Origin of the sequence: Fictibacillus solisalsi, from assembly GCF_900103485.1 — a bacterium.
Lineage (GTDB): Bacteria > Bacillota > Bacilli > Bacillales > Fictibacillaceae > Fictibacillus_C > Fictibacillus_C solisalsi.
Map to the genome: position 1 here is coordinate 12,774 of NZ_FNHW01000006.1, position 20,169 is coordinate 32,942.

Consider the following 20,169-nt stretch of genomic DNA (forward strand, 5'->3'; position numbering starts at 1 on the left):
ACGTCCAGCCGGATTTCTTTTACTTCTTGTATTTTTTTATGTGGCGGTGCAGCCGGTAATATTTGATCGCGTTGGCGAAATCAAAGGTGGCCACGAGCATGGTAATCAGTGTCCAGATTCCGGTAACGCCGTATTCCGACGAATAATGGATGGCGAGCCAGGTGAATAGGACACCCATAACCGTGTATAACCCGCTCATAAAAAATGGTGATGTTCTCATTAGAAAAGTCCCCCAATAATCATCTGCATTTTCTCGGCTTTATCCTGTAAATCATTGATCTTGTCAGCAAATATCACCTGGACAAGCATCACGAGTGTATTCATGGAGACATGGGCGACAATGGGAACAAGCAACCGTTTTGTTTTTACATACAAAAAAGCAAAGACAAAGCCCATGGCTGTATAAACGAGCAGGTGGGTAAAGTCGAAGTGAACCGCTGCGAAAATTAGGGAGCTAATGATAGCAGCAATCACAAAGTTAAATCGTCTATACAGACTGCCAAAAATAATCTTACGGAAAATAATTTCTTCCAAAATCGGTCCTGCAATGGACGTTACGATCATAAAGTAGGGAGTGGCCTTGGCAATCTTGACAAGCATCTCGGTGTTCTCTGATCCCTGCTTGATGCCAAATACATTGATTTCAATGATGCCCGCAACAATTTGTGCGCCGTAGGCGAGGAAAATTCCCCCGATGGCCCACTTGACTGCCGAAGCCCCTGAAACGCGGCCGCCCCGAAGCGCCGGGTCTTTCATATCAGGAATGAGCAGCAAGAGCACAATCACGAGGGCAACAAGAAAGCTGATGGTTCCCCAAAGACCGGCCCAGTGTTCTCGCGGAACGTTCAGCGAGTTCAAGATCGGGTAGCCGACGTAGCCCGAAAGCTGCATCAGGATATAAGTCAGTACGATCCATAAATAGCGCTTCGTCAATGTGAAATTTCTCCTTTAATCAAGTTCAGTTGGGTCATGTTTTCAGCATGCCCATGTATCTCTTTATTCTAACATAGATTGCTTGAAAACATGGCATGATACCCCTTTCAGAAAATTTTCAGGAATTTTTAAGGTGATGCTTGCAAAGTGGAAAAAAATTATTTAATATAGGAAATGGAGTTAGCACTCAGTAAATCAGAGTGCTAATAATAATAAAACTTTCTAATATTTTGAGGAGGGTGTTTCACTTGTTAAAGCCACTAGGTGATCGCATTGTGATTGAGCTTGTAGAAGGTGAAGAAAAGACTGCAAGCGGGATCGTACTACCAGACTCTGCAAAGGAAAAGCCACAAGAAGGCAAAGTCGTTGCAGTTGGATCAGGCCGCGTAACTGAGCAAGGAGAACGCGTAGCGCTAGAAGTCTCTCAAGGAGATTCTATCATCTTTTCAAAATACGCAGGAACTGAAGTGAAGTATCAAGGTAAAGAGTACCTTATCCTTCGTGAAACTGATGTATTGGCTGTTATCGGCTAATCTCAACAACCTACAAACTAAATAGCTACATATGTGTAGCTTTAACCAAAAAACGTTAACCTAAATAGGAGGGTTTTACACATGGCTAAAGACATTAAGTTCAGTGAAGACGCTCGTCGCGCAATGCTTCGCGGTGTAGATGCACTAGCAAATGCAGTAAAAGTAACACTTGGACCAAAAGGACGCAACGTGGTTCTTGAGAAGAAATTCGGTTCACCTCTTATTACGAATGATGGTGTAACTATTGCAAAAGAAATCGAGCTTGAAGATGCTTTCGAAAACATGGGTGCAAAGCTTGTTGCTGAAGTAGCAAGCAAAACAAACGATGTTGCCGGTGACGGAACTACAACAGCGACTGTTCTTGCTCAAGCAATGATCCGTGAAGGATTGAAAAACGTAACTTCCGGTGCAAACCCAATGGTTCTTCGCAAAGGAATCGAAAAAGCAACGGCAGTAGCCGTTCAAGAGCTTCAAAAGATCTCCAAGCCGATCGAAGGCAAAGAGTCTATCGCTCAAGTAGCTGCGATCTCTGCTGCTGACGAAGAAGTTGGCCAATTGATTGCTGAAGCGATGGAGCGCGTAGGTAACGACGGTGTTATCACCATCGAAGAATCCAAAGGGTTCACTACTGAGCTTGAAGTGGTTGAAGGTATGCAGTTCGACCGTGGATATGCATCTCCATACATGGTAACCAACTCTGACAAGATGGAAGCGGTTCTTGAAAATCCATACATCTTGATCACTGACAAGAAAATCACAAACATCCAGGAAATCCTTCCTGTTCTAGAGCAAGTCGTACAACAAGGCAAGCCATTGCTATTGATTGCTGAAGATGTTGAAGGTGAAGCGCTTGCTACATTAGTAGTAAACAAACTTCGCGGAACATTCAACGCTGTAGCGGTTAAAGCTCCAGGATTTGGTGACCGTCGTAAAGCGATGCTTGAAGACATCGCAATCCTTACTGGCGGTGAAGTGATCACTGAAGAACTAGGTCTTGACCTTAAGACGGCAAACATCGGACAGCTTGGAACAGCTTCTAAAGTGGTTGTTACAAAAGAAAACACAACCATCGTTGAAGGTGCTGGCGAGTCTGACAAAATCGCAGGCCGCGTAACTCAAATCCGTGCTCAATTGGAAGAAACAACTTCCGAGTTCGATAAAGAAAAACTTCAAGAGCGTTTGGCCAAGCTTGCTGGTGGCGTAGCGGTAATCAAAGTTGGTGCAGCTACTGAAACTGAGCTTAAAGAGCGTAAGCTTCGCATTGAGGATGCCCTAAACTCTACTCGTGCAGCAGTAGAAGAAGGTATCGTTTCCGGTGGTGGTACTGCCCTCGTAAACGTGGTTCGTGCCCTTTCTTCTCTTGAAGCAGCTGGAGACGAAAAAACTGGTGTGAAACTTGTTCTTCGCGCATTGGAAGAGCCAATTCGTCAAATCGCACACAACGCTGGTCTTGAAGGATCTGTTGTGGTTGAGCGCTTGAAAAACGAAGAAATCGGCATTGGTTTCAACGCAGCAACTGGCGAATGGGTAAACATGTTCGAAGCCGGTATCGTTGACCCAACTAAAGTAACTCGTTCTGCACTTCAAAATGCAGCATCCGTATCAGCTATGTTCCTAACAACAGAAGCTGTTATCGCTGACAAGCCAGAAGAAAACGCTGGCGGCGCAGGCATGCCTGACATGGGCGGCATGGGCATGGGCGGAATGGGCGGCATGATGTAATTTAGCTCTTAAAACCTTTAATATGCCAAGGTTTTAAAGGCGAATACGTCATTTTAGGTGCCGAAAAGGTGCCTGAACCTTTCCAAACAATAAAAATTAGAGGCTTCTCATTAGTTGAGCAAACTTTTGGGAGGCTTCTTTTTTTCTGTCTTTGGTAATGTGTAAATAAACTTGGGTTGTAGTTTTATCTTCTGTATGGCCAAGTCGATCCATAATTTCAAGCAATTCAACATCTGCTTCTGCTAACAATGATGTGTGAGTGTGTCGTAAGGAATGTGGTGTTAGTCTTTTATTTAAAAAAGGTGTTTTCTTCAACAAGCTTTGCATTCGGTTTTCTATGGTCTTAATAAAATGTGGATAACCAAAATAAGGAGCATTTAATCTTCCAAAAACAAAGTCTTTATTATAATAATCTCTACCAATTTGTAATTTAATTTCATTCTGTTTTAATTTATGTTTTTGTAATGCGCTGATAACTTCATCTTCAACATCGATCTTACGAATAGACCCCTTGGTTTTAGGAGGAAGTAATTTATAGTCTTTTGTATTATTTTTAGGATTATAGTAAGTTTTGGTTATATTTAAGGTATTCTCTTCAAAGTCAATATCCTTCCACTTTAGGGCTAATAATTCACCAGCTCTAAGACCAGTCCAGGCTAGAGTTAAAAAGATAACATAGTCATCAATTTCCCCCTGTGTTTTAGCAGTGTTTAAGAATCTCTTTAATTCATGCTTTTCTAGATACTTATCTTCTACTTTCTCATTTTCAATATCTTCAACTGTCTTTTTATCTTTAGGAATAAAGGCATACTCGGTTGGGTCAAATAATATCAGATCTTGTTCCATTGCTCTTTTAAATATCATCCTTGCTGTTCCGTGTATTCCAGAAATGGTATTATGGGCTAATAGTTCCTTTTTCTTCAAATTATTTAATAAGTTTTGATACATTCTTTTAGTGATATCTTTGATCTTATACTTAGCAAAATACCTATTTAAATGCCCTATTTCGTGGTTTCTAACTCGGATAGTACTAATTTTTACGTCTGTCTCACTATAGACATCAAGCCACTCTTCTGCCATTTCTTCGAAAGTTATATTTGTATCTTCAAATTTTTTACCAGTTGTTTTACGTTCGAATTCTTTAAGAGCGTCCTTAGCATCCTTGTGTTTTACAAAGCCTTTTTTAACAATCCTTTTACGTGCGCCAGTTTGTGGATCGATGCCATTCTCTACAACATACATCCACCGATCCCCTTTTTTAGTTTCGTATTTTTTTACATAAGCCATTTCAATTCCTCCCTTACTTTTCTTATTCAGGGGTAAAAGTGCGAAGTCCCTCAATGTTCATTTTTGTTTTTAGATATTTCTTTTTTTCTCCTCTAATATTTTCTTTTAACATCTGTTCCATTTCTAATGTTAATTTACATCCATTTAATTGAAACTTACGGTTGAACTTTCCTGAGCAACTTAAAGAGCAAAATTTACTTTTAAATTTATACTTTTTTAATTGATAAAACATACGTTTTTCAAATTCTCCTATATGACCACATTCAGGACATTTAAATATCAACATGTTTTTTCCGTATTTAGGAACATCTAAAAGCATATCGAACTTTTCTTTTTTTCGCTTTAAGTTCACTGGTGGATTCCAAGAGTATAGCCATTCTGCGATTCTAACTACAGGTTTAACTCCACCATATGAGAGTCGATATATACTTTTATTCTTGGATAGCTTATTAGGTACTAATCCTATCTCTTTTTGAAAGACATCCCTTATGCCTATTAATACATCTTTTGTTCCGCATATTGCAAAATTAGCCATTTTACTAACAGGGTTAAAGGAGATTCCACCATTTCCATCAAAAATACCAAGGATAAATGGGCGATGATCAGTCACAATCTGGTGAGGATATTTCAGTAGAAATGTTTTTCTAGGCATTAATCCATACTTAAGCAAATCATTGTAGATCCTAGAGCTTCCTATTTGTAATTTTGCATACTCATTACCTATACAATATCCACTCGTTTGTTTTTCAAGTTTAATAGGGTGTTCAGCTTGTAAAAGTTCTTTAAAGTACTCCAAAATGTAACTGTCTTTTTTTTGTATCTTAATAGAGAAACCCTTATATTTTTTGTCTGGATAATCAAAGACATTACCATCACTATATATCCAACCTAAAAAATAAAGTTTCTGTGGATCATCTAATTCATTAAAATAATCTTCATTTAAACTGTATCTTCGCTTAACATAAGAATAGCCGTGTTTTATAAGGTGCCTTTTAATTACCCTATGACATGTATCAAATTGTTTAGCAATTTGTCGCAAAGATATATTATCCTCTTGGTGAAGTTTATTAAACAGAATAGCATCCACAGTGGAAAAATTTGATTTTCCCATAAACAGTCCTCCTAAACTTTCGTTTTTTTATAAATGCTGTTCGACTTAATTTCACATCAACGGCACTAAGTATAGAGTTTCAAAATCATCTCGATCAAAATAATTAAATGGGGCAATAATTTCAAAAAAGTAAGTTTCTTGATCCCAAGGGATTTCATTGTATCTAAAAGATAGCCCGTACCAGTAAGGACTAAATTCTCATCGATATATTCATAAAATACATGTTGTTTAGGCTTGTTAATCAAACTCCCTGCTTTTCCTTTTTCTTTTCAATTTGTAAATAAAGCTTGTCCAAAAGAGCTTTAGTTTCATTAGACCAATTATCAGGATTAGACTTTGGATAAATAGAATCCATATAAACTTTGAATTCTTGATCTGACTTTGATAACTGCAACTGATTTCTAAAGTGTATAAGACGTTTCTTTGCGAACGCCTCAGTAACATTGAACTTTTCTACAACAAAAGGAATGCCATCTTGTATATTGAAATAATTAGCGACATTGTTCTTAATCAGCATAAATGTAGGTGTACAAAATTGAAGTGCAAAGTTTTCTGCCTTTGCTTCTTGAATATCTAGTAATTGATTTCTCATTAGTAATAACTGATTTCCTTCTTGTCTTAACAAATGACACAGTTCATGACCAAAATCCTCCCATTGTTCTTCAGGTGAAAGTCTTGAATCAATTATAATTTCTTCATTATAAACACGACTAGAAAATTTCTCGAAATGAATAGAAATACCTAAGCGGGCCGCAATGTCTAACAAATTAAGTTGGTGAGGATAGTAAACGTCAATGTTTAAATAAAATTCTTTAATCCAGTCTTCTAATAATGTTGTTTGATACTTCATTGGTCAGCCTCCTTTTAAAACATATGTTCGCATAAATTTTGTAAAGAAAAGCTCTAAAAATAGAGCTTTTTATCATTTAATCTCTTTCTTTAATAAATTCCCAAAAACGAATTAATTCTTCAATTTTTTCTTCAGGTGCATCCTTTAAATCTTTAAAAAATATTTGTGTTTTAGGATCAAGAAATTCCTTCCACATTGCATCAGGGGAATGGGTATTCTCATTTCCTGTTATTAAGTAGTCAATGGAAACATCAAACAAAGAAGATAATTTTTTTAAGGAATCAAAGTCGGGTTGGGCTTCTTCTTTTTCATACTTACCATAAGCTTGGCGAGTAATTCCCAAATAAGCTGCCAACTCTTGCTGAGACATTTTTTTATTGGCTCTCAGTTTTTTTAATCTACTAGAAAACATATAATTTTCCTCATTTCAGAATCATCTATATTAAATATTATATAGCAACCAAAAGTTGCTTTCTATAAATGCAACTAAAAGTTTCTAAAAAGGGTTGACAGTAACTTTAAGTTGCGTATAATAATAAACATAAGGCAACCAAAAGTTGCGAAGGAGGTGAAAAAATGACTCGGCAAGAACTACAAAAGTTGTTAACAAAGAAGAGAACTAATTTAGGGTATACGCATCAAGAAATAGCAGATTTACTTGGTACAGGTATTACGAGGCAATATTATGGCATGATTGAAAAAGGAGAACGCAGACCCTCTGTAAATATAGCAAAAAAGCTAGGTGAACTTCTTGGGATTAATTGGACCGTTTTTTTTGAATAAAAATGCAACCTAAGGTTGCTTTTTGTGGAAGGAGGAGTTAATATGCCACAGACAACTATGACCTTTGATCAAATAGAAACAGAGTTTTTAAAAATGCGTTTAGAAAAATTAATTCAATCAGCTTATGAAAAAGGTGTAAAAGACGGAATGGGGTGTTTTTCTTATCCTCCAGTACTAAGAAACAGTCATTTAGCTGATATTTTACAAATTGCTCCTACAACTGTTATTAAAGTGACGAGTAATCCCTCATTTCCGAGGTTGAAAAATATAAAAGGTCGTTATCCGCGTGATCTTGTTTTTGAATGGATACAAGAGAATTCTACGTACTTAAAGGAAGTGGTTTAATGAATTAATAAGAATGTTTTGTCGATTAAGATTGGTTATCTGGAATGGAGTTTGAAAAAGAATCTTATCTGAAGGTGTTCTTTGAAAACTACATATAGACAAGAAAGCGACCTTGACTAGAATCAAGAACGCTATTTAGAAGATTAGACACCTTTATTATATGGCAATCTTGATGAAAAGTCATCCGTTAGTATTGAGTGAATACAGTTATCACTTTCTAAAATACTGTAGCAGGCTAGAAAAAGTGTGCGAAATAGCTGTATACAGCTTGATGGCTATAAATTAGCCTACTAAGGTTGCCATGAAAGGTGAAGAACCAAGAGCGACTTATAAGCGCCATGATGGAATCAGACCCGGAGCGAATAAAGAATTAAAACTTAAAGTAAAATAAAATGAAATGGGGAATAAAAATGGAATTGAAATATATCGTACCTGACAAAGAAAAGACTTTTGGAGCAATGAATTTCTTAGGATATAACCGGGACCGTTTTCAATATGATCGTGTTAATAATCGCCGTACAGATATTTTAGAAGCCCGTGTTTATAATCTAGGGTCAAGTGGTCAAGGTGGCCAAATTGAAGTAACTATTCCTGGTGATGTTGAATTGAAGGAATTAGATTTTAATGAACCTGTTGAATTGGTGAACCCTATGATTACTTCCTCTGCTCAAGCTAATGGGAATTTTGCGACTGTTCGATGGACGGTAACTGCGGATGATATTGTTCCATTAAAATCACGTTCAGCAAATACTGGTTCAAATTCTGCTTCCAAAACTCTTAATCCATCTGGTGATGATAAAAAATAAGAGAGTATATAGATAGCTGTGAAAGGAGGAATCATGATCTTTGAATTTTTTAAAAATAAATTGTGGAAATATAGAGGATCTAGGATTAGGCCTCGAATGAGGAACTCTATAAAAAGAGTGGGCGCTTTTATATTTGCGTCTACTTTTTTTATATCCATGTTTATCTTTTGGAAAGATCATTTGTTGTATTCCAAAATACTTGAGATTATAGAAGTATTTAACTGGAATGTTCCTTTGGTTTTAAAAAGCGTTATGTTCTCTATTTTGATAGGTATAGGGACTGTTGTTGTAGCTTATTTTCTTTTTTATGAATGCCTTAAGAAATTGCTTCATAAACAAAAAATTGCACGAATGATTTTTTCTAACAAGTTTTACGAAAAAGAAAATATCAGAGTGAAGAAGCTTTTTTCGGATGAAACATATTTGAAAGAAAAAATAACGTATTTCCCTAGAATGTATTATAGGGTGAAGAATAATTACATTTATATTCGTATTGGCATGGACATGAGCCGTTTTCAAAATCGTTTTCTGGACTTAGGAAAGGATTTAGAGAACGGCTTGTTTTGTGACCTTGTTGATCAGGAAATGGAGGAAGGTTTTGTCTGCTTTAAATTGCTGTACGACGTTCGTAAAAACCGTATTTCGATTGATGAGGCAGTAGCTGAGAATGGGAGTTTCCGTTTGATGAAGCATATTTCATGGCATTTTGATAAGTTGCCCCATATGTTAATTGCCGGAGGAACTGGCGGAGGAAAAACTTATTTTATACTGACAGTAATTAAAGCCTGCATTGGTGTTGGTGCAGAGGTGAAAATATTAGATCCCAAGCATGCAGATTTAGCTGACTTGGAAGAAGTGCTTCCAGGAAAGGTTTTTTCAAAAAAGAACGGCATTCTAATGTGTTTGAGGAAGTCGGTTGATAGCATGATGCAAAGAATGGATGAAATGAAGAAGATGCCGAATTACAAGACAGGTGTAAACTATGCCTATTTAGGCTTGGAGCCTGTTTTCATTTTCTTTGATGAGTATGTCGCATTTATGGACTTACTGGACATGAAAGAGAGAAATGAAGCCTTATCCTACATGAAACAATTAGTCATGCTGGGAAGGCAGGCCGGTTACTTTCTAGTTTTAGGGGCGCAGCGTCCAGATGCAAAATATTTGGTTGACGGTATTCGTGATCAATTTAGTTTTCGGGTTTCACTCGGATTAATGTCTGAAACAGGTTACGGGATGATGTTTGGTGATTGTGATAAAGCATTCGTCAATAAAAAAGTAACAGGGCGAGGTTATGCAGACATGGGAACAGGAACTGTATTTGAATTTTACAGCCCTTTTGTGCCTAAGGGATATGATTTTATGCGAGCGATTGAAAACGAGCTGGTGGGAGTGCAGGAGCGCAGGCGACGGCAGTCGCCAGCGGCAGCGAAAGCGACCAAGCGGAACCAGCAGAAGGGGTGAGCGTTAGCGAATGACTGAACTACAAATACCCCCCCATGCTAACAGGGGGGTAGTAATCGTAAAAGAAGATAAAGAAAACATTGAAAAGCCTTTAATATCAATGGTTGACTATATTCGAGTTACTTTTAAAACACACGATATTGATTATATTCTTGAAAACGTGGTTCATCTAAGAAAAGATTACATGACTGAAAAGTCATCCGGTTTTTACGGTTACATTGGAACATTTGAGTTAGATCAAATTAAAGTCTTTTATTCAGCGCTTGACGATAACAGAGGTATTCTTGTAGAAATGTCAGGTAAAGGTTGTCGCCAATTTGAATCTTTTTTGAAATGTCGTAAAAAAACATGGTTTGATTTTTTTCAAGACTGTATAGAAAACAAGGGTACTTTTACACGCTTCGATTTAGCGATTGATGATAAAAGAACGTATTTCTCTATTCCTGAATTGTTGAAAAAAGCCCAAAAGGGCGAATGTATTTCTAGGTTCAGAAAATCCGACTTTAATGGCTCTTTTGATTTAGTCGATGGCGGGTTAGGGGGAACAACCATTTATTTTGGGTCTAAAAAATCAGAAGCGTACCTTTGTTTCTATGAAAAGAACCATGAGCAGTCAGAAAAATATAATATTCCACTGGAAGAGATCGGCGAATGGAACCGTTATGAGTTACGTTTGAAAAATGATAGAGCGCAAGTTGCTGTGAAGGCTTTAATCACTCAAAAGAATTTAACGTATATCGCTTTAAAGATCATAAATAATTACGTAAGGTTCGTTGATGCTGACGAAAACATCACAAGAGAGTATTGGAAAACGAGCCCTCTTTGGTCTGAATTTATAGGCGACGTTGAAAAATTGAGTTTGTATACAAAACCTGATGCAGACTTTTACAGGAAGTCAAGAAACTGGCTTCAAAATTCATGTGCGCCAACCATGAAAATGGTGTTAGAAGTGGATAAACATTTAGGTTCTACTGATCTATCAGACATGATCTTAAATGCTGAAATGTCAGATAAACAAGAAAAAATGTTAGAGGTTTTCTTGGCTGAAATCACTGATATGGTGGTTTGAAAGTTTTGAAAAGTAGGAGAGTTAACTTAATCTGTTTTAATCTTTCCTTGTTTTAGGGTGAGGATGGTTGGGGTGTGGGGGTTATCCCCCTCATAGCGTGAATGAATATGGATAAAGGACCATTCTATGAACGGTAGCTCTGGCGGTTCGGTGGGTATAATAAATTGAGTAAGTCGACTACTTCAACTCCTCGTTTTAGGTATGTCGGCTTGGCGACAATTTAGCACCTACCGAATTTCGGAAAGCAAGGGGAAAAGAGTGGAGATTTTTTTGAGCGATAGCGTTCCAAAGGACAAAAAAATACTACTCGGCCCTTGCTTGGAGAAAAGCTTAAGGTCATGAAAGGGGAGATTGTATGTTCTATGTAAATATAATTAATCGTGCATACCTTGAAAGCGAATTAGAGCGTCATGGGCTTATGGATTTAGCAGAAGAATTAATTGAGAGAGTAATAGAAAATGTATCCCAATATGATGTATATGAAAGAATTCCTATTTATGTTGTTTCTGTTGTGAATGATGTTCTTAAGAAGGTGCATGCCCAATTTAATATTCTTGAAAATGAGGGTGAGGAAGAACAGATGAAACTTGTTGAATTTGAGACATTAACCCTTTCAGAATAAAGTGAATGGTGGTGTTTAAACTCTATGACTGCTATTGACAGGGAGTTTAAACGACTAGGTTTCAATGTTGGCATTTCGTTGAAAGTATTTGTCAGAAGTATAAGTAAAGACTGTATCTTGGTGGTGGAAGGCTCTAGATTAAAAGGATTTTCGGAATATCGTTATACGTTTTATAAAACAAAGCATTTGCCAGATGGTCGAATGACGTGTCTAAAAGTTTATATGGAGAATGAAAGTATAAGAAGGGTGTTACCATACGTAGCATCCTTTTTATCATTCTTAGAAAGAATCAAACAGATTAAAAAGAAGGAGTGTGAAGAAGTTGCTTCAAAAGGAAAATGAGTCTGAAAAAAAAGAAGAATCTTTCTTTCGCGCTGTTCATCAAAAATTAAACCGAGTAAAAAAACCAGGAAAAGCAAAGAAAGTAGTACCTAAAGATCGCTCGAAAATGGTTGCAGTGACATTATGGGCCTTACTTTCTTCCCTTCTAATATTTTCTCTTTTGGCTGTTCTACTTTCTGTGAATACACGCTCAGTTATAAATGAAGTAAGAAGAGATTTTAATAAGCCGACAGAAGATGAACAAATACAAATGTCAGTTACAGCAGCTGAAAATTTTTTATCAGGGTTTATTCATGAATATGTCAATGTGAAAAACGATATGGATTCCATTGAACAAAGGAAAGAGAAGTTGGAAAGTTATATGGTTACTAAGGTTGATGGAATTTTTGAAGATGAAAGGAGGTATGATCTAACTGGACTAAAAGGGAATCGTATATTGAATGAATACAACTTGTATAACGTCAAGAAAGAAAAAGGTTATAACCTTTTTCAATATAAAGTGAACTATACTAATCAGTTTCCAGTGGAAAAAGAAGTGGAGAAAACGGTGAAAGATGGAAAGAAGGAAAAGAAAGTGAAAGAAAAGGTTATGGAGATTCAAGAAGCAGAAAAACAACTATTATTGAATATTCCTGTAGCGAATAAAGGAGATGCTTTTGCGGTCAATGCTGTTCCATATTTCACACGGATTTATGATTTAAAAGGAAAAATAATCTCTTTTAAAAAGGAGCATACGAGGGAGGAATATACCGGCTCGAAAAAAGAGTCTATCGAAAAGTTCTTGCAATCCTTCTTTGAGAAATATGCCTCCCAAAAGAAGGAAGATATGGTTTATATGATGAAAAAGCCAGAATCATTACAAGACAGTTTGTCTTTCGGTTATGTAGAGAATGTGAAAATCTTCGAAACGAAAAAAGGCTTTGAAGTTTCTTGTGATGTGGAGTTTAAAGAAAAAGAGAATGAGATTCCAGTAAAAGAACCCTTCACATTAGAACTGACGGAAACTAGTGGGCAGTTTTATGTAAAAGATCTTAAACACCAATAAGGAGGAGAAAAAATGGATCTATTGGTTATTTTAAATGCTACTAACCTGCCTGATTTGAGTGGTGTCGAAACTTGGGGTAAAACGGTTGTTGTACAGTTTATTACCATTGTTGTTATGTTTATTGCTGCTAAACATGTAATGAAACTGAAATTAGGTGGCGTTCTTGCAGTATGCTGTGTTGGAGGTGCTGTTACTTGGATTATTCAGCACTGGTCTAAATTTTCGGGATGGATTGAGGGTTTCATGAATGGTATGTAGGAGGACGATATGATGGGTCGCTTCGTCTTTAATTATCGTAAGGCAATGAGAGAACCGAAAAAAATTCGACAATTAACGGAGCATTATTCCTTGCCTTTCTCGATTGAGCTGATACCTGCGCTGAACTATTTTATTTTTGTTGGACTTTGTTTTGGCTTTTGGTATGGTGTGAGGATGGTATTTCCTAATGCTTTTGATAAAACATTTATTCTTGTGATATTTGGGATTCCATTGCTTTTCACAACCTTGGTTACAAAAATAAAACCAGAAGGAAAAAATATTTATTTATACTTTTTTGATTTGATAAAGTATTATTTCATGATTAAACTTCCTCAAAAAAAGTTTTGTAATGATCGTAAAGTTGAATTTAGTTATGATGAAGAAATTGAATTTCGCAAATTAGTAAAGGTGGTGGGCATTTCGAATGAAAACAAAAACCCCTATGAAGGCTACACACAAAAATTTATTGTTGACAAGAACGGGAGACATTTGGGCGTATTACCGAGTGAGAAGCAATTCGATACCTATGCAGAATAAGGAAAAGGTGAATTCTTATAAAAAGAGATGGAAACATTTATTCGAAGAAATTACATCTTATGAGGACTTTCATTTGATGATGTATCCAAGTGAATACGAATTAGAAAAGCGATTTAAGGATTTAGAAACAGATATTGCAGAAGATGCTATTGACTTGGCTTGTTACTACAATGAGGAAACAGTAAGGCTATTGGAACAACGGTTAGGAAGGTTAACAAAGTATGATTTCATTTTTGGTGTAAAACTGAAAAATAGCCTTGTAAACATCAGTATGGAAGTAAAGGAAAATTTATTATCTCTTTTTAATACGGCGACTGATACAGTCGTCAAAATGCTTGGGTGGGAACAAAACGTTCCCACCTCTTTTTTTGGAAAGTATGAGGAGGTTGAAGAGACATTAGCCAATATTATGGCTTCTGTTTGCGGTGAAAGGCTTTCTGAAAATGAAATGGTGTATATCAACCGTTATCATTTCATTCGTGGTTTAAAGCACCAAACAAAGGAAGAAAGTGAAATGAAAAAGGTTGATTCGATTACAAATACGATTATAGACCCTACAAACCCCTCTGTTTTAAACCTTCATAGTGATCAAGATGAAGGTTATTCGTCATTCGTTGTCATTGATGAGTTTCTTCATAACATGGCAGAAAGTGATTTGTTTTATGAAGCCCAATCGTTGCCGTTTCCAGTTGAAATACAAATGAAAGTGCAAGTGGAGTCAAAATCCTTAACGAAAACCGCATTAAATATAAAGAAACAACAATTAAAGGAAGAACAATGGGAACAACATAGCACAGGAGATAGAAGTGACGTGTCAACCGTTACCAGTGCCACAATGGTAAGGCATTTACAAGACGAGATTAAGAAAGAAGAAGTGTTCTTGATGAATTGGCTAGCAGTTATTGTGGTTCATGGAGACACGAAAAAGGAATGTGTTAGGAAGGCTACAATTGTAAGGCGTCATTTGAAAGGGGCTGGAATCACCTGTAGACTTCCTGTTGCTGACCAATTGAATTTGTTTTATAAAATGTTGCCAGGTGAAAAATTAGACATTACGGATAAGAATTGGGTTCAAAAAACAACTCAAGATGGGTTGGCTGAATGTTTATTCGCCGTCAATTCTGATGTCGGTTCTAAAATAGGCTTCTTTCTTGGATGGGTGGATCGTTTTATAGAACATACCGATTTAGAGAGTGCAATTTATTCGAGTCGGGATTTTGTGTTATTTCACCCATTTTTAGCAAATCAGCAATTGAAAGGTTCAAAAACACGTTCGCCGCATTGTTTGATTACAGGGGATACAGGAAACGGGAAATCCTATTTGGCTAAATTGATTTTTAACTATATCACTATGCTAAACGTGAAATCCCTTTACATTGACCCAAAAAAAGAGATGCGTAAATGGATTCGACAAGTCTTAAATGATCAAGAAATCCTTAAAAAATTCCCTTTATATATCTCTCATCTAGAGAAATATCACTATATCACGTTAGATCATCAAGATAAACAGAATTGGGGGGCATTGGACCCTATTTCTTTTTTGCCTCCGATGAGAGCGAAAGAATTAATCGAGGTGATTTTTGAACAGATATACGATTTTAAAGGGAAAGATGATGTAAGTACAGCGTTTCTTAAGGCAACTTCAAATGTGATTGAGCGTAAAGAAAGAGGCGAAAAAGTCGGCTCGCTCCATATCATTAGAGAAATGCAAAATCATGAAGAATTAGCTGTAAGAAAAGCAGGCGATTACTTGAATGAAGTAGCTGCTGATTCAATTTTAAAATTATGTATTCATGACGGTTCTAATCCGGCGTTGTCATTAAAAAGACGGGTTACCATTTTAGAAGTAGAAAATATGGATTTACCGGAACAGTCAGAGCGATTCGAAAACTATACAAAATCTCAATTGAAATCAAGTGCTGTCATGTTTGCACTAGGCAAGTTTTGTGAACTGTTCGGTATGAATCCAGAGGAACAAACTGTTGAATTTATTGATGAAGCGTGGATATTTACAACATCTCCGCAAGGGAAAAAAGTAGAAAGACAAATGCGTAGGATTGGTCGATCATACAACAATGCAGAATATTTTATTTCGCAGTCAACAAAGGACGCTTTAAAAGAGGAGGATTCAGGAAACTTTGGGGTGGCTTTTGCTTTTGATGAACCAACAGAACGTGAAGAAGTGTTGAAATGGGTGAACATGGAGGTAACAAAAGAAAATATAAAAATGATGGAATCGATGTTCCAAGGGCAATGCTTGTTTAAAGATTATTATGGTCGTACTTCCAAGATTTCAATTGAGTGCCTTTTTGAAGAATGGGAAGGTACATTAAAGACTGTTGAGAAAAAAGCAGTGGCATTTGCAGAGGAAGAGTATATTTAAGGAGGGGGGTAGTGATGAAAAGAAAAAGGATTCTTTTGCTTTCAGTTGTAATTTTGTTATTGGCTTCATTCATTAAGACGGATTCAGTGTTGGCGGCAGAAGGTGATATAACCACTCAACCTAAAAGTGAAAAGGTGGGTGGTGTTGAATTAGAAGTAAAGCGATTTCCTTTATCTCGTTACCAAGCAAATAACGAGGATTCCGATAGTCATATAAAAGGGGCATTTGTAGGTTTGACAAACGTCACTTTTTCTTTTGCAGGGAATATTATACGTGTCGTTGATGCAGGTATGGATACTTTGTATAATCTCCAACCAATTGATAAATTTGCGGATTCGATGACGAATGTATCGAAAACAGTATATAAAACATTAAAAAGTAATTTTGGAGAAGTGCTTTTTATTTTTGTTTGTGGCTATATTGTCTATCTATATGCGGTAAGAGGAAGCGCAAAGGAAGCTATGAGACGGAGTACCCTCTTTATTTGTGTGTTGGTTATTGGTGGACTATGGATGTCCAACGCTGGTTATTATATGAAGGTTCTGAATGCATTGTCAGTTGAAACACAAGGGAAGTTATTAGTTGCCGGTAATGGATTTGTTGGCATCGTGAAAGATGAGGGGAATTACGTTAATAACTCAAAAATTGAAAAAGGAAAAGAAATGGAAGGTACGGTAGCGATTATGCGTAATGTTTACTTTAATCTGGCATTAAAAAAACCGTACTTAATTGTAAATTATGATGAAACGAGTGAAAAGAAAATAAACAAAAAAGGAAGTGGTGAAAAAGGTGATTTAAATCGAATCGATACACTTCTATCTTATAAATTATCGGATGAAGGTGAAAAGGGAAAACTTGAATACTTAAAGGAATACGAGAAAGGGAAATACGGTAATGAAGCTGTAACTTCTGGAAATGTTTATAACCAGTTAGGTCAATCTATTATCGCAGTGTTGGTAGCTTTTGTATTGGGCATTCCTTTTCTAGGGTTGGCGTTTCTAAATTTCTTCCTTCAAATCATGGCACTAGCGATTGTGTTTTTTATTCCTTTTGCTTTTATGATTTCGTATATTCCTCAACTTGCCTATTCTGGTTTTGTTACTTTAGGACGGCTTGGGAGTGTTTTTCTTCTTAAAGCAATGTTGGGCATCTTAATTTTCTTTGTATATGTGATGTGCTTTGTCGTAGATCAATTGATACCCCCGAATGGATTCGGAATGTATCTGTTAAATGTCATTGTGTTGTCCGCCATATTGTGGATTGGATTTAAAAAGAGAGATTCCATTATCAAGTTTGTAACGGCAGGAAAAGTGTTATCAATTGATAATAATATGATGGAAAATGTACGAAAAGAAATGGTTCAACCTTCGTGGGAAACGGCGAAGAAAGGTGCGACTACTTTAGGGTCGGGTGTGTCGAATATGTTCAGTCATTTTGCAAAAAGTTTTCGTAATAGGTCGGGAGATGTCGGCTCTGATGATGGTGTTTCAAAGGATGCATCTGCCGGACGCGAATTTGGGATAGATGGCGATGCTGTTACTCTTTCAAGGACACCTCAAAAAGGAGAAACATTTAATAATCCAAATCTAAATGGAAATAAAAAAATTGACCGAAAACCGCAATATTTATTTAAGCAGGATCATCAACAATCCATACCACCCGGTGATGTTTATCATCCTCAAGGGAAGAAAGAGCTTAGACATGAAGGAACGAAGACGCCTGTTGTGGATACTATTCTTAAAGAAGGAGTGTACAAGGTTACGAGATCAACAGGCTTGCAAGAGAAAATAAGGGAAAATCGAACAGATCAGAAAGAATTTAGTAAAAGAAAACAATTTGAGAATAGATCGAACGGATTTAAACCGCAGGGTGATTCAGAAATACAAATAGTAGATAGACTGAGAAGGGGCGAAAGAACATGATGAGTAGAAAGGAGAGATTTACTTGAAAAAAATCTTTCTTGTATTCTTGTTGTCCCCTGTTATTTGTTTGATGATCATGTGTACTGTTGTTGTCATGATAATGTCTGGGGACCATGAGATAGAAAATGATAAGATAGGCGGTGGTGATGGTGATTATATAACGAACAGTATAAGTCTTGAAGTAGAACGTTTTCGTACTGTTTTTGAAAAATATGCTCGTCAAGAAGGAGTCTATAATCAATTAAATGTCATTATGGCGCTCACCATGCAGGAAAGTGGTGGGCGCTATTTAGATATCATGCAAAGTTCGGAAAGTATTGGTTTACCTCCAAACAGCATTACTGACCCGGAATTATCCATTAAGATTGGTGTAAAATACTTTGCCAGTATGTTAAAACAAGCAGACTATGATGTTCATCTAGCCCTTCAATCGTATAATTTCGGAAATCGCTTTATCGGATATGCAAAGGAACGAGGGGGCTATTCAAAAAAAGTGGCTCAATCCTTTAGTAGTATGATGGCTGTTAAAATGGGCTGGTCTCGATATGGTGATCCTGATTATGTAGATCATGTTATGCGTTATCTGAAAAGTTCAAATCATACTTTTAAACTTGTGAATGGTTCGATAAAGGAGTATGAAATAGCCATGAAAGAAGCTTCGAAATATGAAGGGCAGCCATATGTTTGGGGGGGCTCTAATCCGAGTGATGGTTTTGACTGTAGTGGATTAACACAATGGAGTTATAAACAATCAGGAATTCTTTTGCCAAGAACGGCGCAAGAACAATATTACAGGTCGAAACGGGTTGATGAACAAGATGCCAAAGCAGGCGATCTTGTTTTTTTTACGGGGACATATGCAGGTAAATATATTACCCATGTTGGTATATATGTAGGTGAGGGCAGGATGTTTAACTCTAATGGTAGTGGGATTCAATACTCTAATCTTAAATCCGGTTACTGGCGAGAACATTTGGTTTCATTCGGGAGAATTAATAATTAAGGAGTGATAACAGTTGAATAAGTTAATTGTTATTTTGACTTGTGGCGTTTTATTGATTGGATACACTTTTTTTATTAAAGGGATTACTGGACTTTCTTATAATGAAAAAATAGAATCATTGAATAAACAAAATGTGATACAAAAGAAAAAAATAGAAGAATTGAGTCAAACGATGAATGAAAGAAGCGTTTCGAAAAATAGAGCATTTTTTGAAGCGCTTTTTAATTACACTGATATAGATAAGCGCTATGAAAAAGTACAGAATTTGACAACTGAAAAAGGTTTTGCTTTTGCTTTTCCTTCAAGAAGTGATCAAAAGCATACAGTGAGTGTAAAAAGCGAATTGTTGTCATTGGAGAATTATTCAAAGATTGATGGTTCTGGTTCGAATGAATTGTTTCTTAATGTTGTTGAGGTAGCTGTCACAGCAAATTCTGTGACAACCAATCAAACGTTAATTATACAAACGTCCTTGATAAAAGAAAAAAATAAATGGCTGGTTGATGATGTACAGGTGAAAGGAAATGGATGAAACATGGAAAATAAAGAATAGATTATATATACTGAATATTAAAAAGGGAGGGCATCATGACATTGAAAAGAATTTTTATTTTCCTTAGTCTTATCATGATAGTTGTTCTAAGTGCTTGTGGTGGGAATAAGTATGATGAAGCGATTGATAATGTAATTAATCAAGAAAAAAAAGATCGTGAAAAAGATGGGCTGGATGCAAAAAAAATATCCAGAGACAATGCTAACATACGTGTTTATGATGGCGGTAAGTTTATTCAAGTAGCTTATTATATAGATGATACAGATCGTAAACTTTATTATTATTATGAAAAGCTTGGGGATTCGTATGAGGAAATGAGTGATATGCCGGGAAGTGGAGAAGGTGATCGCTTGGGCCTAGATAAGAAAACGCCAGATTATCAAGAAGTTAAGGGAAAAGAAACAAAGATAGAAGAGTAGATCCAATGTTGTCTACTCTATTTTGTGTTTTTTCAGTGTTAACCAAACATATATTCTTGTATAATAAAGTTAGGATGGTGATAAATATGCTTCGTGACCGAGGGAAGATGCAGGGCAGATATGTATACCGACTTATCTATATAAAGAGCTTAAGGGAATAAATACGAAAACTGAAACCGATTTGA

Annotated in this window: 21 protein-coding genes and 2 pseudogenes; 17 read left to right on the forward strand and 6 right to left on the reverse strand. The window is 36.4% G+C overall.

Annotated features, from left to right (window positions below; genetic code table 11):
* Positions 1 to 19: 19 nt before the first annotated feature.
* On the reverse strand, positions 20 to 220 hold the full coding sequence (locus BLT53_RS22210; RefSeq protein ID WP_061975433.1) for a DUF4305 domain-containing protein: 201 nt from the start codon (positions 218 to 220) through the stop codon (positions 20 to 22).
* The gene (locus tag BLT53_RS22215) at positions 220 to 933 is read right to left on the reverse strand and encodes a CPBP family intramembrane glutamic endopeptidase (protein ID WP_090238971.1); all 714 of its coding nucleotides are present in this window, start codon (positions 931 to 933) and stop codon (positions 220 to 222) included. Before BLT53_RS22215 ends, BLT53_RS22210 begins: the two co-directional genes overlap by 1 nt.
* A gap of 248 nt (positions 934 to 1,181) precedes the next feature.
* Between BLT53_RS22215 and groES the strand changes: the two genes are divergently transcribed.
* The gene (gene groES / locus BLT53_RS22220; RefSeq protein ID WP_090238973.1) at positions 1,182 to 1,466 is read left to right on the forward strand and encodes a co-chaperone GroES; all 285 of its coding nucleotides are present in this window, start codon (positions 1,182 to 1,184) and stop codon (positions 1,464 to 1,466) included.
* 81 nt (positions 1,467 to 1,547) lie between these two features.
* Positions 1,548 to 3,188 (forward strand): chaperonin GroEL, encoded by a 1,641-nt coding sequence (gene groL / locus BLT53_RS22225; protein WP_090238976.1) that lies wholly within the window; start codon positions 1,548 to 1,550, stop codon positions 3,186 to 3,188.
* A 96-nt stretch (positions 3,189 to 3,284) separates the two neighbouring features.
* Here the strand turns inward: groL and BLT53_RS22230 are convergent, their stop codons facing one another.
* The 4 genes from BLT53_RS22230 to BLT53_RS22250 form a co-directional block, all read right to left on the reverse strand.
* Entirely contained in the window at positions 3,285 to 4,475 is a 1,191-nt protein-coding gene (locus BLT53_RS22230) for a site-specific integrase (RefSeq protein WP_090238979.1), read from the reverse strand.
* Positions 4,476 to 4,497: 22 nt separating this feature from the next.
* Positions 4,498 to 5,586: a hypothetical protein gene (locus tag BLT53_RS22235; RefSeq protein WP_090238982.1), complete on the reverse strand. Its 1,089-nt coding sequence runs from the start codon at positions 5,584 to 5,586 to the stop codon at positions 4,498 to 4,500.
* A 241-nt stretch (positions 5,587 to 5,827) separates the two neighbouring features.
* Positions 5,828 to 6,436 carry an ImmA/IrrE family metallo-endopeptidase gene (locus BLT53_RS22245; RefSeq protein WP_090238987.1) on the reverse strand — a complete coding sequence of 203 codons (609 nt, stop codon included), beginning with the start codon at positions 6,434 to 6,436 and terminating at the stop codon, positions 5,828 to 5,830.
* Positions 6,437 to 6,512: 76 nt separating this feature from the next.
* The gene (locus BLT53_RS22250; RefSeq protein WP_090238990.1) at positions 6,513 to 6,848 is read right to left on the reverse strand and encodes a helix-turn-helix domain-containing protein; all 336 of its coding nucleotides are present in this window, start codon (positions 6,846 to 6,848) and stop codon (positions 6,513 to 6,515) included.
* Positions 6,849 to 7,012: 164 nt separating this feature from the next.
* On the opposite strand from BLT53_RS22250, the gene BLT53_RS22255 reads away from it, so the two are divergent.
* From BLT53_RS22255 to BLT53_RS22325, 15 genes and pseudogenes are all read left to right on the forward strand, one after another.
* A complete protein-coding gene (locus BLT53_RS22255; RefSeq protein WP_090238992.1) occupies positions 7,013 to 7,219 on the forward strand; it encodes a helix-turn-helix transcriptional regulator in 207 nt (68 codons plus the stop codon).
* Positions 7,220 to 7,261: 42 nt separating this feature from the next.
* Entirely contained in the window at positions 7,262 to 7,564 is a 303-nt protein-coding gene (locus tag BLT53_RS22260; protein ID WP_090238995.1) for a hypothetical protein, read from the forward strand.
* Positions 7,565 to 7,974: 410 nt separating this feature from the next.
* Positions 7,975 to 8,370 carry a YdcP family protein gene (locus BLT53_RS22265; RefSeq protein ID WP_090238998.1) on the forward strand — a complete coding sequence of 132 codons (396 nt, stop codon included), beginning with the start codon at positions 7,975 to 7,977 and terminating at the stop codon, positions 8,368 to 8,370.
* A 33-nt stretch (positions 8,371 to 8,403) separates the two neighbouring features.
* Positions 8,404 to 9,845, forward strand: a pseudogene (locus BLT53_RS22270) (ATP-binding protein).
* The gene (locus BLT53_RS22275) at positions 9,842 to 10,900 is read left to right on the forward strand and encodes a replication initiation factor domain-containing protein (protein WP_090239001.1); all 1,059 of its coding nucleotides are present in this window, start codon (positions 9,842 to 9,844) and stop codon (positions 10,898 to 10,900) included. Before BLT53_RS22270 ends, BLT53_RS22275 begins: the two are co-directional and overlap by 4 nt.
* A 355-nt stretch (positions 10,901 to 11,255) precedes the next feature.
* The gene (locus BLT53_RS22280; protein ID WP_090239004.1) at positions 11,256 to 11,522 is read left to right on the forward strand and encodes a hypothetical protein; all 267 of its coding nucleotides are present in this window, start codon (positions 11,256 to 11,258) and stop codon (positions 11,520 to 11,522) included.
* Positions 11,523 to 11,546: 24 nt separating this feature from the next.
* Complete coding sequence (locus BLT53_RS22285; RefSeq protein WP_090239006.1) at positions 11,547 to 11,864, forward strand: hypothetical protein; 318 nt, start codon at positions 11,547 to 11,549, stop codon at positions 11,862 to 11,864.
* Positions 11,845 to 12,909 carry a conjugal transfer protein gene (locus BLT53_RS22290; RefSeq protein ID WP_090239009.1) on the forward strand — a complete coding sequence of 355 codons (1,065 nt, stop codon included), beginning with the start codon at positions 11,845 to 11,847 and terminating at the stop codon, positions 12,907 to 12,909. The genes BLT53_RS22285 and BLT53_RS22290 overlap by 20 nt, the downstream gene beginning before the upstream one ends.
* 12 nt (positions 12,910 to 12,921) lie before the next feature.
* Positions 12,922 to 13,167: a hypothetical protein gene (locus BLT53_RS22295; RefSeq protein ID WP_090239012.1), complete on the forward strand. Its 246-nt coding sequence runs from the start codon at positions 12,922 to 12,924 to the stop codon at positions 13,165 to 13,167.
* 12 nt (positions 13,168 to 13,179) lie between these two features.
* Positions 13,180 to 13,704 carry a conjugal transfer protein gene (locus BLT53_RS22300; RefSeq protein ID WP_090239016.1) on the forward strand — a complete coding sequence of 175 codons (525 nt, stop codon included), beginning with the start codon at positions 13,180 to 13,182 and terminating at the stop codon, positions 13,702 to 13,704.
* Positions 13,592 to 16,087, forward strand: a complete 2,496-nt coding sequence (locus BLT53_RS22305; protein WP_139168455.1) for an ATP-binding protein — start codon at positions 13,592 to 13,594, stop codon at positions 16,085 to 16,087. The genes BLT53_RS22300 and BLT53_RS22305 overlap by 113 nt, the downstream gene beginning before the upstream one ends.
* Positions 16,088 to 16,101: 14 nt before the next feature.
* Positions 16,102 to 17,973: pseudogene (locus BLT53_RS22310) on the forward strand (CD3337/EF1877 family mobilome membrane protein); the annotation flags it as partial.
* 52 nt (positions 17,974 to 18,025) lie between these two features.
* Positions 18,026 to 19,012: a bifunctional lytic transglycosylase/C40 family peptidase gene (locus BLT53_RS22315; RefSeq protein WP_425284734.1), complete on the forward strand. Its 987-nt coding sequence runs from the start codon at positions 18,026 to 18,028 to the stop codon at positions 19,010 to 19,012.
* Positions 19,013 to 19,025: 13 nt separating this feature from the next.
* The gene (locus BLT53_RS25550) at positions 19,026 to 19,544 is read left to right on the forward strand and encodes a hypothetical protein (protein WP_244520544.1); all 519 of its coding nucleotides are present in this window, start codon (positions 19,026 to 19,028) and stop codon (positions 19,542 to 19,544) included.
* A gap of 62 nt (positions 19,545 to 19,606) precedes the next feature.
* Positions 19,607 to 19,984 carry a cystatin-like fold lipoprotein gene (locus BLT53_RS22325; protein ID WP_090239260.1) on the forward strand — a complete coding sequence of 126 codons (378 nt, stop codon included), beginning with the start codon at positions 19,607 to 19,609 and terminating at the stop codon, positions 19,982 to 19,984.
* Positions 19,985 to 20,169: the final 185 nt, after the last annotated feature.

Excerpts from the sequence above, each read along its gene's own strand:
- BLT53_RS22210 (WP_061975433.1), bottom strand. The coding sequence starts at position 220 with ATGAGAACATCACCATTTTTTATGAGCGGGTTATACACGGTTATGGGT.
- groL (WP_090238976.1), top strand. The coding sequence starts at position 1,548 with ATGGCTAAAGACATTAAGTTCAGTGAAGACGCTCGTCGCGCAATGCTT.
- BLT53_RS22230 (WP_090238979.1), bottom strand. The coding sequence starts at position 4,475 with ATGGCTTATGTAAAAAAATACGAAACTAAAAAAGGGGATCGGTGGATG.
- BLT53_RS22235 (WP_090238982.1), bottom strand. The coding sequence starts at position 5,586 with ATGGGAAAATCAAATTTTTCCACTGTGGATGCTATTCTGTTTAATAAA.
- BLT53_RS22245 (WP_090238987.1), bottom strand. The coding sequence starts at position 6,436 with ATGAAGTATCAAACAACATTATTAGAAGACTGGATTAAAGAATTTTAT.
- BLT53_RS22250 (WP_090238990.1), bottom strand. The coding sequence starts at position 6,848 with ATGTTTTCTAGTAGATTAAAAAAACTGAGAGCCAATAAAAAAATGTCT.
- BLT53_RS22255 (WP_090238992.1), top strand. The coding sequence starts at position 7,013 with ATGACTCGGCAAGAACTACAAAAGTTGTTAACAAAGAAGAGAACTAAT.
- BLT53_RS22260 (WP_090238995.1), top strand. The coding sequence starts at position 7,262 with ATGCCACAGACAACTATGACCTTTGATCAAATAGAAACAGAGTTTTTA.
- BLT53_RS22265 (WP_090238998.1), top strand. The coding sequence starts at position 7,975 with ATGGAATTGAAATATATCGTACCTGACAAAGAAAAGACTTTTGGAGCA.
- BLT53_RS22275 (WP_090239001.1), top strand. The coding sequence starts at position 9,842 with ATGACTGAACTACAAATACCCCCCCATGCTAACAGGGGGGTAGTAATC.
- BLT53_RS22280 (WP_090239004.1), top strand. The coding sequence starts at position 11,256 with ATGTTCTATGTAAATATAATTAATCGTGCATACCTTGAAAGCGAATTA.
- BLT53_RS22285 (WP_090239006.1), top strand. The coding sequence starts at position 11,547 with ATGACTGCTATTGACAGGGAGTTTAAACGACTAGGTTTCAATGTTGGC.
- BLT53_RS22295 (WP_090239012.1), top strand. The coding sequence starts at position 12,922 with ATGGATCTATTGGTTATTTTAAATGCTACTAACCTGCCTGATTTGAGT.
- BLT53_RS22300 (WP_090239016.1), top strand. The coding sequence starts at position 13,180 with ATGGGTCGCTTCGTCTTTAATTATCGTAAGGCAATGAGAGAACCGAAA.
- BLT53_RS22305 (WP_139168455.1), top strand. The coding sequence starts at position 13,592 with ATGAAAACAAAAACCCCTATGAAGGCTACACACAAAAATTTATTGTTG.